Annotated in this window: 14 protein-coding genes; 4 read left to right on the forward strand and 10 right to left on the reverse strand. The window is 37.1% G+C overall.

All coding sequences use genetic code 11. From position 1 onward, the window contains the following. Positions 1–227 precede the first annotated feature (227 nt). The 3 genes from rlmN to Q8L85_04415 all read left to right on the forward strand — a co-directional run bounded on the left by rlmN (position 228) and on the right by Q8L85_04415 (position 3,556). Positions 228–1,343 (forward strand): 23S rRNA (adenine(2503)-C(2))-methyltransferase RlmN, encoded by a 1,116-nt coding sequence (gene rlmN, locus Q8L85_04405; GenBank protein MDP1723924.1) that lies wholly within the window; start codon positions 228–230, stop codon positions 1,341–1,343. A 297-nt stretch (positions 1,344–1,640) separates the two neighbouring features. Beyond that, a complete protein-coding gene (locus tag Q8L85_04410) occupies positions 1,641–2,744 on the forward strand; it encodes an alpha/beta fold hydrolase (GenBank protein MDP1723925.1) in 1,104 nt (367 codons plus the stop codon). Between the two features lie 11 nt (positions 2,745–2,755). Then, entirely contained in the window at positions 2,756–3,556 is an 801-nt protein-coding gene (locus Q8L85_04415; GenBank protein ID MDP1723926.1) for an undecaprenyl-diphosphate phosphatase, read from the forward strand. On the opposite strand, the gene Q8L85_04420 is transcribed toward Q8L85_04415, so the two are convergent. The 3 genes from Q8L85_04420 to Q8L85_04430 all read right to left on the reverse strand — a co-directional run bounded on the left by Q8L85_04420 (position 3,553) and on the right by Q8L85_04430 (position 5,606). Beyond that, positions 3,553–4,380, reverse strand: a complete 828-nt coding sequence (locus Q8L85_04420; GenBank protein ID MDP1723927.1) for an alpha/beta hydrolase — start codon at positions 4,378–4,380, stop codon at positions 3,553–3,555. The two genes, Q8L85_04415 and Q8L85_04420, sit on opposite strands and share 4 nt — an antisense overlap. Positions 4,381–4,452: 72 nt before the next feature. Further along, positions 4,453–5,091 (reverse strand): LysE family transporter, encoded by a 639-nt coding sequence (locus Q8L85_04425; GenBank protein MDP1723928.1) that lies wholly within the window; start codon positions 5,089–5,091, stop codon positions 4,453–4,455. A 32-nt stretch (positions 5,092–5,123) separates the two neighbouring features. Continuing rightward, positions 5,124–5,606, reverse strand: a complete 483-nt coding sequence (locus Q8L85_04430) for a hypothetical protein (GenBank protein MDP1723929.1) — start codon at positions 5,604–5,606, stop codon at positions 5,124–5,126. 103 nt (positions 5,607–5,709) lie between these two features. On the opposite strand from Q8L85_04430, the gene Q8L85_04435 reads away from it, so the two are divergent. Further along, positions 5,710–6,168, forward strand: coding sequence for a GNAT family N-acetyltransferase (locus Q8L85_04435; protein MDP1723930.1), 459 nt, complete (start codon positions 5,710–5,712; stop codon positions 6,166–6,168). A gap of 291 nt (positions 6,169–6,459) precedes the next feature. On the opposite strand, the gene miaB is transcribed toward Q8L85_04435, so the two are convergent. The 7 genes from miaB to Q8L85_04470 all read right to left on the reverse strand — a co-directional run bounded on the left by miaB (position 6,460) and on the right by Q8L85_04470 (position 13,612). After that, positions 6,460–7,830 (reverse strand): tRNA (N6-isopentenyl adenosine(37)-C2)-methylthiotransferase MiaB, encoded by a 1,371-nt coding sequence (miaB, locus tag Q8L85_04440; GenBank protein MDP1723931.1) that lies wholly within the window; start codon positions 7,828–7,830, stop codon positions 6,460–6,462. Between the two features lie 192 nt (positions 7,831–8,022). Further along, a complete protein-coding gene (locus Q8L85_04445; protein MDP1723932.1) occupies positions 8,023–8,883 on the reverse strand; it encodes a lysophospholipid acyltransferase family protein in 861 nt (286 codons plus the stop codon). Next, a complete protein-coding gene (locus Q8L85_04450) occupies positions 8,825–9,682 on the reverse strand; it encodes a GNAT family N-acyltransferase (protein ID MDP1723933.1) in 858 nt (285 codons plus the stop codon). Before Q8L85_04450 ends, Q8L85_04445 begins: the two co-directional genes overlap by 59 nt. Positions 9,683–9,754: 72 nt before the next feature. Continuing rightward, on the reverse strand, positions 9,755–10,171 hold the full coding sequence (locus tag Q8L85_04455) for a Fur family transcriptional regulator (protein ID MDP1723934.1): 417 nt from the start codon (positions 10,169–10,171) through the stop codon (positions 9,755–9,757). Positions 10,172–10,231: 60 nt separating this feature from the next. Beyond that, the gene (locus tag Q8L85_04460; GenBank protein ID MDP1723935.1) at positions 10,232–10,654 is read right to left on the reverse strand and encodes a MucR family transcriptional regulator; all 423 of its coding nucleotides are present in this window, start codon (positions 10,652–10,654) and stop codon (positions 10,232–10,234) included. A gap of 153 nt (positions 10,655–10,807) precedes the next feature. Continuing rightward, entirely contained in the window at positions 10,808–12,982 is a 2,175-nt protein-coding gene (locus Q8L85_04465) for a primosomal protein N' (protein ID MDP1723936.1), read from the reverse strand. A gap of 120 nt (positions 12,983–13,102) precedes the next feature. Next, positions 13,103–13,612 carry a hypothetical protein gene (locus Q8L85_04470; GenBank protein ID MDP1723937.1) on the reverse strand — a complete coding sequence of 170 codons (510 nt, stop codon included), beginning with the start codon at positions 13,610–13,612 and terminating at the stop codon, positions 13,103–13,105. Between the last annotated feature and the right edge of the window lie 96 nt (positions 13,613–13,708).

Consider the following 13,708-nt stretch of genomic DNA (forward strand, 5'->3'; position numbering starts at 1 on the left):
CGTTTTCCTGGACAAACGAGAAGCGAAGCTTCGAGATAGATCCAGGATCCAGACTAAATTTCATGCTCACAGAGCATGACTCATTTAATTTTTGTATGACCTTCGGTCATAAATGCTATCTGGACCCTGGATCTGGTTCGAGTCCTATGGGCTCTCACTTGTCCAGGGAAACAATTATGAGTATCTAGAAAATATACAATTATAATAATATAAAATTAGGCACAATAATGAAAATAAATTTATTATCCCATTCCCTTCAAGAACTTATCGCTCTATTTGAACAAATAGGCGAAAAAAAATTCCGTGCCAAACAATTGTTCCAAGCGATCCAAACGCAGGGCTTAAAAAGCATTGAAGATTTATCGACTTTTTCAAAAGACCTACGTCAAAAACTTTCTGAACTTTATACACTCGATCGCCCTGAAATTTCAGTCAATCAAATATCCCGAGACAGCACTCAAAAATGGTTACTAAAACTTGCCGATGGGAATGAAGTTGAAGCGGTTTATATCCCCGAAACGCATCGCGGCACCTTATGTATTTCATCACAAATTGGTTGCACCCTCACCTGCAAATTCTGTCACACTGGCACGCAACGCCTTGTCCGCAATCTTGAGCCTCATGAAATCATGGGCCAAATTATGCTGGCACGAGATGCCATCGATGATTGGGGCCTTATCAACCAAGAACGGAAAATTACCAATATTGTTCTCATGGGCATGGGCGAGCCCTTGTTTAATTACGACAATGTGGCACATGCGCTCAAGGTTTTAATGGATCCTGACGGCATGCAATGGTCCAAACGACGCATCACCTTATCAACATCGGGTGTTGTCCCTATGATTGCCAAATGCGGTGAAGAATTGGGCGTCAATTTAGCGATTTCCTTACATGCAACGACCAATGATTTACGCAATATTCTTGTGCCGTTAAACAAAAAATATCCGTTAGAGGAATTGCTTGATGCTTGTGCCGCTTATCCGGGTGTTGGACATATGCGTCGCATTACTTTTGAATATGTGATGCTTAAGGGTGTTAATGATACACCAGAACACGCTAAGCGTCTTTTATATCTAGTCTATGGCATTCCTGCCAAAATCAATCTTATTCCCTTCAATCCATGGCCAGATGCGCCTTTCGAACGATCAAGCAATAATGCGATCCATGCCTTCGCCGAGATCCTTGAAAATGCGGGCTATTCCTCTCCAGTACGCACACCACGCGGTGAGGATATTATGGCTGCTTGCGGTCAATTGAAATCTGAAAGCGAGCGTCCCAAACGAACGCTCGAAACAGCGCGTGAGGCAGCCACTCTCAATTTAATGGATTTATTTCAAGATTGATAGAATGAACACGCACGGCATTATTAGCGCGAACTTGATATACCTTCTTTAAGAAACTTAAGCTTTCCCACATTGCGACCCCTCACACTCTTTTTTTGGTAGGGATGCTTAAGTTGTTCAAAATTCGCACACCCTTTTATTCTCCACTTCCCTGAAGCCGTCTAACCATAGAACAATATAATCACGCTACAAAATCTGTTTACCGTCCCTTCCATATTCCACCTTGAAAAAAACCCGAAAAACTGGAATTAATAGACAATCAAATTGATTATTCAAATACGTATTGAGGCCCAAAAAATGACCCTCAAAACCCAAAAACCATTCTCGATGATCCTTATGAAGACCCATCGTTACGACCTAACGTCGAATTCGACTATAAGACAAGTCGTTATCAATTTCTTTTTACTCATTTTTGTTATAACCTTAATAGGCTGCACACCACGCACACAACAAATAGGGAAAATAAAAACAGTGCCCCAATTATTTACAGATTCATATAGAACAAAAGATGGAATACATCTGCCTTATAAACAATGGGGTGATGCTGATGCACCAGAAGCCATCATTATTGCATTGCATGGTTTTAATGATTATAGCAATGCATTCAAGGATTTTGGTCCAATTGCAGCCTGTAGAAATATACTAACAATTGCCTATGACCAACGTGGATTTGGAAACACACCTGAAAAAGGTATTTGGGCTGGCACGCAGTTTTTTGTCCAAGATCTTCTGAATTTAACGCATTTACTCAAAGAAAAATATCCAAACACACCTCTTTTTTGGATGGGCGAAAGCATGGGTGGTGCCATTTCAATGATTGCTAGCAAATTAATTGATGAACATACACTCAATGGTATTATTTTGCTTGCCCCAGCTGTCTGGGGATGGCGCACAATGAATCCCTTCCAAGCTGGCCTTCTTTTCATGTCAGCCCACATGCTTCCATGGATGGAATTAACGGGTGATGGTATTCCCATCAAACCATCCGACAATGAAAAAATGCTGCGTGAATTAGGTGCCGATCCTCTTGTGCTTAAAGGCGCACGTATTGATTCTTTGTATGGCCTTGTGTCGCTTATGGATGATGCGAGTGTTGCAGCCCAACATATCAAGCATCCTACATTATTTCTGTACGGCGCTAAAGATGAACTCGTCCCCAAACACCCAACACGCGAAACATTACGCCGTTTACCGCGCGCGCCTATTGGAAAATGGGATACGATCTATTACAAAAATGGCTACCATATGTTGATCAGAGATATAAAAGGCGAAAAAGTTATTAAAGATATTCTCGCCTGGATCAATAAAGAGCCATATCCTTCTTTTCTTAATGAAGAAAATGAGATATTGTGTTTTTCTGCAACACTTCAAGGTGATATTCCTCCTCTCAGAAAGGATTAGCGACGATGCCGATGCTTCATATTATAGTTCTTGCTCTTATTCAAGGCATTACAGAACTATTACCCATCAGTTCATCTGGACATCTCATTCTTGCACCTGACCTTTTACACTGGGAAGACCAAGGCGTTGAACTTGATGTTGCGATGCATATTGGCAGTATGTTTGCCTTGATTCTTTATTTTTGGAAAGATGTCCTTAATCTTTTCAAAGGGTTTTTCTCTATTTGCAAATTAAATACCGAGACACCCGATGCGCGTTTCTTTATGCACCTTGTTGTCGCCTCTATCCCCGCAATTATTGTAGGGCTCATTCTGCACGTCTTTTTTAAAGATATTTTTCGAAACAAAGAAATCATTGTTTGGACAATGATTGGATATGGTTGCGTTTTATACGTTGTTGATCGTTATGCACGCCAGGAACTTACAATGCAGCAAATGAGCTATAAAAATGCGTTCATTTGCGGATTATTCCAATCACTGGCCCTTATACCAGGCACCAGCCGTAGTGGTATTACAATGACTGCCGGCAGATTGCTTGGCTATCAACGACGTGAGGCTGCGCGTTTTGCAATGCTTATGGCTATTCCGACCATTTTTGGCGCAGGCCTTCTTAGTGCTGTAGATCTTTATAAAAAAGGAAATATGGACTTAATTCAAGATGCTGCAATTCTGGCAGCCTTTACTTTTATTGTGTCTTATCTAACAATTGTATTTTTAATGTCATGGCTTAGACGCGCCAATTTCACACCTTTCGTACTTTATCGTCTTGCTTTTGGTGGATTTTTAATCTACTGGATTTATTTCACACATTAAGCAGATAAAAAACGCCTAATATAAATCGCCTCATCTTCTCTATGGAGAAGAGGCGCATGCCCAGCATCATCAATCGTCCATAATGTAGCCTTAGGACCGCGTTGACACATTTCTTTAGCTAATTCTTCTGTCAACAAATCAGACATCCCCCCGCGTATTAAAAGCGTTGGGCAGACAACCTGATCATAAAATGGAAATAAATTAATATCATCTGTTAGTTTCTTAAAATTCTCTGCAATACCAGTATCATAATGATGGGTTAATTTACCATTATCCTTTTTACGACAGGAATAAAAAGCCATTTCCATCCATTCACTTTCCGTCAATGGACCAAAAGTTCCATGTATTTTTTGAAGATATGTCTTGAAATCAACCATTGCATTAAATTCGGGACTCAAGGATAAATAAGAGCCAATGCGTTTTAATGGCTCAGCATAAAGCATCGGTCCAATATCATTTAAAATAAGATGCGTCATTTTTTCTTTAAAATGGGTTGCAGCCAGCAAATAACCTAAAGTACCACCCATAGAAGTGCCCAAAAAAGCAAATTTTTCAAACCCCATTTGCTGCACAAGTTCTTGAATCAATAAAATATAATGCTCGACCTTATAATTTTCAGGATCGTCTTCCCAAGCCGACAAACCACGTCCTGGTGTATCGGGTGCTATTACATAAAATTTGTCTTTTAACAATCGTGCTAAAAAAGTAAAATCCCCACCATTGCGGGATACACCATGCCAGCAAATAAGCGGAAAGTTTTTAGGATCGCCCCAAGATCTGACATGAACTTCCGTGTTTAAGCAATTGAAAAAAAGTGATTTCATGGGGTTTATTCTCCGTGTATTCAAAACCATCCTAGATTAAAGAATAACATAACACGCCAAATAATGCAGATTTTATACACTAAAAATAAGCTTCGCTCCGAGCCCCATAAGAACGCCCCCTGTCCCACGCTCAATCCAATGACTCATTGCATTAAACTTTTCTCTTGTTTTTTTACCAGATAAACAAAAAGCCACAAAACTAAACCAAAGCAACGTTTCTACAAAAATAATAAATCCATATAAAGAAAGAATCTGTATTGGTGTGTTTGGCGAAATAAAGATAGAAAAAAGACTAATAAAAAATAAGATACACTTGGGATTAAGCGCATTCGTTAAGAAACCAGACCACAAAGCAGATAAAGCTGAAATATCTCTTATATGTTTCGTTTCACTTAATTCAACATTTTCTTTCTTCGCTCTCAAACCTTTATAACCAATATAAAGCAAATAACTTGCACCCAAATATTTAATCCCAGTAAAAAGCCATTCACTTTCCCGAATAATGATCCCTAGACCACATAAACTATAAGTCACATGAACTAAAACGCCTAAAGCAATGCCTAAGGCAGTCAACAAAGCCGTTTTACGAGAATAAATCAAACTATTCCTAACAATGACAGCAAAATCAGGTCCCGGGCTTATAATGGAAATCATTATCAATCCTGACAGGCTAAGGATGGAAGGCAAATATTCAAAAAGAAGAGTATTCATAAAAACACCTTTAAATAAGTTTATAGATCGGATTAAAGAACTTTAATATCATATTGAATTTTCATGACATTTTTTTTAATTTTGAACTTTGTAATTTTGAGTCCTTGCAATTCTTGAAGACTATTAACATGGGTGCCCCCACAAGGTGAAAATGGAAAATCGCCGATACGTATCATCCGAACAGATTGCCCATTTGGTATGTTGTAAGTGATATTAGGACACAATGCGTTAACTTTGTCAGCAGAAACTTGCTCCATATTTACGCGTAAATTTTTCCTAATGACGCGTTCAATTTCTTCATTGACTAAGTCTATCGAAATTTGATCTAAAGAACCATTTGTAGAACACGATCTTGTTTCTTTTAAAGAAGGCACGGACAAACGAGAAAAATACTTATATATCTCAAAAAAAGGACAAATTGAGATAACAAACATTGATGAATTCTCTGATTCAAAAATAAAGGGTGCATTTGAATTTTTAACAGAGAGTGACCAAAGCCAAATTATCAATGCCATTCAAAAATACGGCGAAGCACTTGAAAAAAGCAGGCTAATCCGCGCACAAGTCAAAATCCATACCCTATCTACATCGCGCACGATTCGTAAACAAATTATTGCAATGATCGAACATATTCAAAAAAACGAATTTTTATTACCTATTACGGACGACATTAACGCATGCATCTTAAAGGCTGAAGAAGATTTCTACTATAACAATTCCTATAATTTTTGGTATGCTGTAGATAACAATGGAATTATCATCGGTAGCATAGGCCTAAAAAAAATTGATAATCATCGCGGAGAAATAAAAAAATTTTTTGTTGAGCAACAATATCGTAAAAAAGGTGTTGCACAAAAATTAATGGCAACACTTGTTAAAGCCGCACATAAACATCATTTCGATGAACTTTATCTAGGAACAGTTGACACATTACAGGCAGCCCAGTCTTTTTATAAAAAATATGGTTTTTCTCAAATTACAGCACAGCAATTACCTTTAGGATTTAATATATGCCCTGTGGATACAGTTTTTTTTAAATCAAACGTTAAAGATCTTCAACATAAGTTTTGCATTTGAACATTTTTTTACTAATTCGGTTTCACCTCTCCCCTTGTGGGAGAGGTCGGCGCACAGCGACGGGTGAGGGGTGAATAAAGCGTTTACACAGAGCAACACCATCATGCCGTAATCTAAGCATTTCAAACAAATACTCATGTCTCCAAAATTGTAAAATACCCCTCACCCGCTCCCTTTGGTCGCGACCTCTCCCACAAGGGGAGAGGTGAAACCGAAGCAATTTCATTTTTTGTCCCGTAGATTGCGAAGAGACATATCAATTGACCGCAGTGAAAAATTTAAAAAGAAGTCTCATTCATCAACCAAAATACCCATCATACTAAAGCCTTCTCGACTTGTAATCTTGACTTGTTTTGTTTGACCAATCAGCTCTTTTGAGCCAATCACATGAATGGGTTGTAAATAAGGCGATCTGCCAACTATTTGTCCAGGATGTTTGCCTGGTTTTTCAAATAAAACAGATATCGTTTTACCAACGATCGATTCATTAAAATCTATCTGCTGTTGATTCAACAATGCTTGCAATCTATAAAGACGTTGATCTTTAACGTCTTCAGGCACTTGCGTTTCGATTGTTGCTGCAGGTGTTCCAGGGCGAGGTGAATATTTGAAAGAATAGGCCGTACAAAATTTTACTTTTTCAATAAGCTTCATTGTATCTTCAAAATCCTCATCGGTTTCACCAGGAAAACCAACAATGATATCAGTGGCAAAAGCAATATCAGAACATGCATCTTGGAATTGTTTAACCAAATTCAAATAATCACTAGATGTATATTTGCGGTTCATTGCTTTTAAAATACGATCAGAACCTGATTGAACGGGTAAATGCAAATATGGCATTAGTTTTTTATTATGACGATGCGCCTCGATAATATCTTGCTCCATATCTCGTGGATGAGACGTCACATAACGGATACGCTGGATTTCAGGATATAATGAAAGGCGATCGATTAAATCAGCAAGAGACCATTCTTTGGTGCCATCGGGTGATATTCCATGAAAAGCGGTGACATTTTGCCCTAAAAGGGTAATTTCTTTAACGCCAAGCACAATCAAACGTTCTGCTTCTTTTAATATATCATTAATGGGTCGTGAATATTCAGCGCCTCTCGTATAAGGCACCACACAAAAAGTGCACATTTTATCGCATCCTTCTTGGACAGATAAAAAAGCTGCAACCCCTTGAACTTCATATATTTCTGGAAGGAAATCGAATTTTGATTCTAACGGGAAATCTGTATAAACAAGCCCTGCCCCTTTTTTTGGATTTTCAAGGACAACATTGGCTGCTTTTTCAAGCATCTCTGGCAAATGATGATATGTTTGTGGCCCCAAAACAATATCAACATAAGGCGCACGTCTTACAATTTCACGACCTTCCGCCTGTGCAACACAGCCTGTGACCGCAATAAAAACACGTTTTCCCATATCAAAACTATTTTGCCGATGGACAAGTGCCCGACCTAAATCAGAGTAAACTTTTTCACTCGCTTTTTCACGAATATGACATGTATTTAAAATAATAAGATTAGCTTCGTCTGGATTTTCTGTTTTCTGATATCCTTTGGCTAATAAGGCATCACCCATTCGGTCAGAGTCGTAGACGTTCATCTGACAGCCATATGATTTAATGTAAACTTTTTTTTGATTTTGTGTCATTGTCTAAAACTCGTTATTAATATTAAGATATTTGTTGCAATTTTTAGGTCTCTATATAATTAACTATCCAGATTATGAGGCAAAGTCTAGAGACCCTTGACCCGAAACGACGTGTACCACTATGTACATGAGTACCGCCAATTTCTTTTTCCTGGGTAGGTCTGACAACGAATTTGTCCATAATCTGGGTAGTTATGATTTCTTCTTCTTTTGAATATCAAAACATGTATGCAATGCATCATTATGAGCAAAGGTAATCACTTTTTCACACAAGGTTGAAATTCCTTTTCGGCTTGCACCCTGAATTTCAGCTTTCATTGGCGGATGAAATTCAACAATAACTTTTAATGTGCCCATTCCCATCATTTGCCACATATGCGGCATAAGATTCATATCGCCATACCAAGCAAAAAAAGGGCGCCACATACGACCAACAGGAATACCGTTTAAAGTTGCATATGATATAGAAATAGGCTGAATAGGTAAATTGGGTAATGTTTGTGCAAATGAAAATAAAGAGCTTTTAAAAGGCAAAACGCGATTGCCGTCGCTACTCGTGCCTTCAGGAAAAAGAAAGAGTGAACCACCTTGCTGTAAGCGTTCTAAAATTTCGTTTTTTTGTGTATTGGCTTTCGTTCTTTTGCGTTCAACAAATATACTTCCTTGTAATTTCGTGACGTAGCCAAAAATAGGCCAGGATTCGATTTCTTTTTTGGCGATAAAAGCACCTTCCAGCAAAGAGCCAATTACTAAAATATCAATGTATGAGGCATGATTGGAGACATAAAATGTTGGTTTTTCTTTACATATTTTGCCTCGAACTTCAATTTTTATACCTAGAATCCAACAAAACACCCTATGCAAAACCATAGGCCATCTTTTGGCAGCATCTAGCTTAAAAAACAATAAAATGCTTTGGCTTGATAAAACAACAAGCATCCAAAGGACAAAAAGCGTAAAGCGAAAACAAGCTAACGGCAAAGAATGTAATCTTTTAAGATTCAGTGCAGTCTCTGTCTGTGTTTTCGTGATTTGAGGGTTTTTCAAACTCATAATATCTAAGGTATTTATCCGCTATTAGTTCAGTTTTAACAATAATACACACATCAGTGGTATTGAAATCATTATCGACGACTGCACCATCACCAATATAGGCACCCACACGTAAATATCCTTTGATGAGGGGCGGTAAGGTTAGAAATAACCTTCTTGGGTCGATATTATGATAATCAACGTTTTGCATGGATACGTAACGATCTGGCAAAGCACGTGTACGCATAGCCGGTGGCGCTAAATGGTGGTGATATAAAAATGAAAGATGTTGTTCTAACGCTTTTGTGTCAATGCCTGGAAAGCTTGCACATCCAAAAAGTATTTCAATACGGTGATAATTAACATAAGCGGCAATTGCACGCCATAAAAGCTGTAATGTAGGACGTGACCTATGATCTGCATGAACGCAAGATCTACCAAGTTCTAAAATCTCACCAGGATATTCTTTTAGTACGGAAATATCGTATTCATGAGAAGAGTAAAAACCAGTCTGTTTTTCGGCAATTTCTTGTCGTAATAAACGATAAGTACCCACGACAGGCGAAACACCATTTTCGCGTAAAGAGTGATCAAATACAAGCATATGGTCGCAATAAGCATCAAAAGGATCTACATCTTTTTTAAGCCTTGCAACTAATGGAGATGCATTCGCTTGCATTTCTTCGTAGAATACTTGATAACGTAATCTTTGAGCAGCCTCAATTTCTTTGGGGTTTTCAGCAAGTCTGACTTCCAAATCACCTGTGCGCAATGACCCAAGATTGTAAGGTTCTGTAACTTTTAATGATGGTTCAAACAAATTTTTCTCTCTTAGAAATAAAGTTCAAAAGATAAAAATAACCTATTTTGCTTAATTTTTATACTTGTTTTTTTAAGTCTTGTTTTTGAGCGGAACTGCATAAAGTTCCAATCGGTGATCAACCAATTTATACCCTAAACGATCGGCTATTTTTGTTTTAAGTATTTCAATTTCTTCATCATGAAATTCAATCACTTTTCCTGATTCAATATCAATAAGATGATCATGATGTTCCGATGAAATAGTTTCGTAACGCGCTTTTGCACCACCAAAATCATGTCTTTCTAAAGCATTTATTTCTTCAAAAAGTTTTAATGTGCGATAAACAGTTGCAATACTAATTTTAGAATCTATAAGATATGCCCTTTGATATACAGAGTCAACATCAGGATGGTCAAATGATTCAGACAATACACGTGCAATCACACGTCGTTGATCTGTCATTTTTAATCCTTTTTCAAGGCAGATTTTTTCTAAAGCAGTATTCATTTTCATTCAAACAAAACAAAAAGGCCCAATTAAGGCCTTTTGTTTATGTTAGCTCGACTATTAAGCAGCTTTCAAACGGCGACGGCCAAGACCAATGTCTTTTGCGAGTGAGCTTCTTTGGTTTGCATAATTTGGTGCAACCATTGGATAGTCTGAGGATAAGCCCCAACGTTCTCTGTATTCTTCTGGTGTCATGTTAAAGGATGTTTTTAAGTGACGTTTTAACATTTTAAGTTTTTTACCATCTTCAAGACAGATGATATGTTCTGGTGTCACTGATTTTTTAATAGGCACAGCTGGTTGTGGGCGTTCGCCAAAACGTGCGCGTCCTGATTCAACAGTTGAAAGGCTTTGGTAGATCTGTTGAATTAATAATGGAATTTCACTAACAGGAAGACTATTGTTTGCTAAATGTGCAGCAACAATTTCTGAAGTGTAACTCAAAAGTTCAAGTATATTTGTCTTTTGTACTGTATCTGACATGATTTCTCCTTGATTCATCAAAATTTAATAATTAGTAGTACATTTAAAGTTTATATGCAAGACTTATTTTATACTTTTTATAGTAAATAGTAAAGAAAAATTTAAATATAACAAGAAATGTCTTATACGTTGCCAAAAAACAACATTATTGTTTTATAAAAAATTAAATGGATCAATATCTATATCAATCGTTACAGAAGATTTCACCTTAAAACCATCATTCCATAAACTTAAATACTTTTGTGCTGAAAGACCTGTTTTTATTTTTAATAAAACCCGTAATCTATAGCGTCCTTTAATGAATTGGAGTGGTGCTTCCACTGGTCCCAATACATCGATTCCTTCAACAATTGGGGCAGCTTGAACAAATTGTTGTGCAATTTTTATAACTTCGTTTTGGTTTCGTCCGGAAAATAAAAACGTAACCATTCGACCAAAGGGGGGCAATCCCCATTCTTCACGCGTTTTAAGTTCCACCTCAACAAATTCATGACGATTTTCTTTTTTTAATGCTTGAATCAGGGGTTGTTCGGGAACGTATGTTTGAATCATTACTTGCCCCTTTAAATCTGCGCGCCCTGCTCTGCCACCTACTTGATGTAAAAGCTGATATGTACGTTCCGCAATGCGTGGATCACCACCTGCTATACCGTTATCGCCATCAATGACACCCACAAGCGTTAAATGTGGAAAATGATATCCCTTGCTTGCCATTTGCGTGCCGATTAAAATATCAATTTCACGTGCCTCAAGTTTTGCAACAAGCGTTTGTATATCTGACCATTTTGAAATATGGTCGCTCGACATAATTGAAATATTCGCTTCAGGGAAATGTTTTCGCGTTTCTTCTAAAACGCGTTCAACACCTGGTCCACACGCCATAAAGCTATGCTGATTTTGGCATTCAGGACAAATGGTAGGTATTGTTTCTTCATACCCACAATAATGACAAACCAAATGCTGTTTTTTACGGTGCTCTACAAGCCAAGTACTGCATTGGCGACATTTAACGCGATAACCACATTTATGACATAAAGTTAAAGGTGCATAACCACGCCTATTTAAATAGAGTAACGTTTGCTCTTTACGCTCAAGATTTAATTTCATTTCTTTAAGCAAAGGTTCTGAAAGCCAAAATCCTTTGGGTAGGTTGATTTGTCGCAAATCAATTATTTTTACGTCGGGAAAAGTAGCGCCACCAAATCGATCATTTAAAATCAAATGGTGATATCGCCCTTTATTTACATTGTAAATAGTCTCAAGCGAAGGTGTTGCACTTGCCAACACAATAGGACATTGCTCAAATTTCGCGCGCATAATTGCCATGTCCCGTGCGTGGTATTTGACACCTTCTTCTTGTTTGTAACTTGGCTCATGTTCTTCATCAATAATGATTAAGCCCACTTTAGAAAGAGGTAAAAACAAAGCAGACCTTGCACCCACAACAATTTTAGCTTTTCCTTCTAAACAAGCGCGCCAATTTTCACGTCTGGTTTTGGGTGTTAACCCTGAATGCCATAAAGTGGGTTCAGCACCAAAACGTTTTTCAAAACGTGTTAGCCATTGAGATGTCAATGCTATTTCAGGCATTAAAATAAGTGCTTGCTTACCTTTTTCTAAACAGGTTGCAATTGCTTCATAATAAACTTCTGTTTTACCAGAACCTGTTACACCATCTAATAAAGTGACCTGATAAACGGCATCACGCACTTGGTTTTGAAGAACGACAGATGCTTCTTTTTGGGATTCAGACAAAACGGGCGGAATGTATTCGTAATCAATATCTTTTAAAAAGATTTGTGGTTTTTCTTCTTTTTCAATCCAACCTTTGTCGTATATTGCTTTAAAAACAGCACGCGATACATCTGTTGCTTCTAAAATATCATGTAATTTTTGCGCTTTATGTGTTTTTAAATGTTCTATTATTTTCTGGCGTTCTTGCGTCAATTTTCCGTAATCAATTCCTTCTTTTAAGGAATAAAATTCGTCCATAGGTGCATAGGTTATTGCTTCTTTTGTGGGTAAAGCGAGCTTTAAGACAAGTCCTTTCGGAAAAAAATAATAATCAGCGCCCCAATCAATTAATTTTTGCATGGCACCTGAAAAAGGCGGCAAAGGAAAATGCTGAATTAAATTTTTAAGATTTGGAAAATTTGGTTTTTGATCGTTGATTGTCCAGACAATGCCAATTTCCTGCCCTCGCCCTAATGGCGCTAAAACAAAATCACCTTGCTGTAGATTGGGCATTGTTTCAGGTATGGCATAGGTGTAAAGAGCACCAAAAGGTCTTGGAAATAATAAAGAAGCATAAAATGGTTGTTTTTGCAAATTCTTCCCTTGAAATTATTTCATTTTTATAAAAGCAAATCAAAACTGGATGTAAACCAATAAAACATAAAGCCAAAAAACTCAAGATATTTTTTGCCTTTAATTATTAATGCATTGAAATTATAAAAGCTCTTCTTCTAAATTGCCAAAATAATCTATATCTTCGATTGGAGGAAAATCGTCATCTCCAAAATCATACCCTTCTTCTATAATATCATTTTCCATATCATCTTCATTTTTTTGATTGATGTCTATGTTAAATGAACCACCCTGCATCGAATCAAAATGAAGCTCTACATATTTTTGATAAAACAACTGATCATACTTTTTTTTAAACATATTACGACGCAACAACTTACTGTTTTGTTTTTTAAAATTTTTTACCAATACACTTCCAGGAACTCTTCTATTCTTTTCGCAAGAAAAGGAAGGAATTTGATCATGTAATTCATCGGAAAGTTTAGGCAATTGTATTTCATTGTCAGTTTTTTCAACTGACAGCAATGCATTCATAGGTGTATCGTCTGAAATTGAAGAACTTTCATGCGCTAATCCTTCGAGATCCTTATCTGCTGAAAAAATATTTTGAGAAAAACATAGAGAAAGAACAAATAACATAGTTTTTTTCATAGTATACCCTCAGATAAAGTTAAAATTTTAAACTATAAAACAAGACGATGTCATTAAATATTACAAAATAATTAATATAATGTAAATGGTTTTTTT

The organism is Alphaproteobacteria bacterium, assembly GCA_030680745.1.
In the GTDB taxonomy this organism is placed as follows: Bacteria; Pseudomonadota; Alphaproteobacteria; order JAUXUR01; family JAUXUR01; genus JAUXUR01.

Excerpts from the sequence above, each read along its gene's own strand:
- Q8L85_04445 (MDP1723932.1), bottom strand. The coding sequence starts at position 8,883 with ATGAGTTTGAAAAACCCTCAAATCACGAAAACACAGACAGAGACTGCA.
- rlmN (MDP1723924.1), top strand. The coding sequence starts at position 228 with ATGAAAATAAATTTATTATCCCATTCCCTTCAAGAACTTATCGCTCTA.
- Q8L85_04455 (MDP1723934.1), bottom strand. The coding sequence starts at position 10,171 with ATGAATACTGCTTTAGAAAAAATCTGCCTTGAAAAAGGATTAAAAATG.
- Q8L85_04420 (MDP1723927.1), bottom strand. The coding sequence starts at position 4,380 with ATGAAATCACTTTTTTTCAATTGCTTAAACACGGAAGTTCATGTCAGA.
- Q8L85_04415 (MDP1723926.1), top strand. The coding sequence starts at position 2,756 with ATGCTTCATATTATAGTTCTTGCTCTTATTCAAGGCATTACAGAACTA.
- Q8L85_04430 (MDP1723929.1), bottom strand. The coding sequence starts at position 5,606 with ATGGCATTGATAATTTGGCTTTGGTCACTCTCTGTTAAAAATTCAAAT.
- Q8L85_04460 (MDP1723935.1), bottom strand. The coding sequence starts at position 10,654 with ATGTCAGATACAGTACAAAAGACAAATATACTTGAACTTTTGAGTTAC.
- Q8L85_04470 (MDP1723937.1), bottom strand. The coding sequence starts at position 13,612 with ATGAAAAAAACTATGTTATTTGTTCTTTCTCTATGTTTTTCTCAAAAT.
- Q8L85_04410 (MDP1723925.1), top strand. The coding sequence starts at position 1,641 with ATGACCCTCAAAACCCAAAAACCATTCTCGATGATCCTTATGAAGACC.
- Q8L85_04435 (MDP1723930.1), top strand. The coding sequence starts at position 5,710 with ATGATCGAACATATTCAAAAAAACGAATTTTTATTACCTATTACGGAC.
- Q8L85_04425 (MDP1723928.1), bottom strand. The coding sequence starts at position 5,091 with ATGAATACTCTTCTTTTTGAATATTTGCCTTCCATCCTTAGCCTGTCA.
- miaB (MDP1723931.1), bottom strand. The coding sequence starts at position 7,830 with ATGACACAAAATCAAAAAAAAGTTTACATTAAATCATATGGCTGTCAG.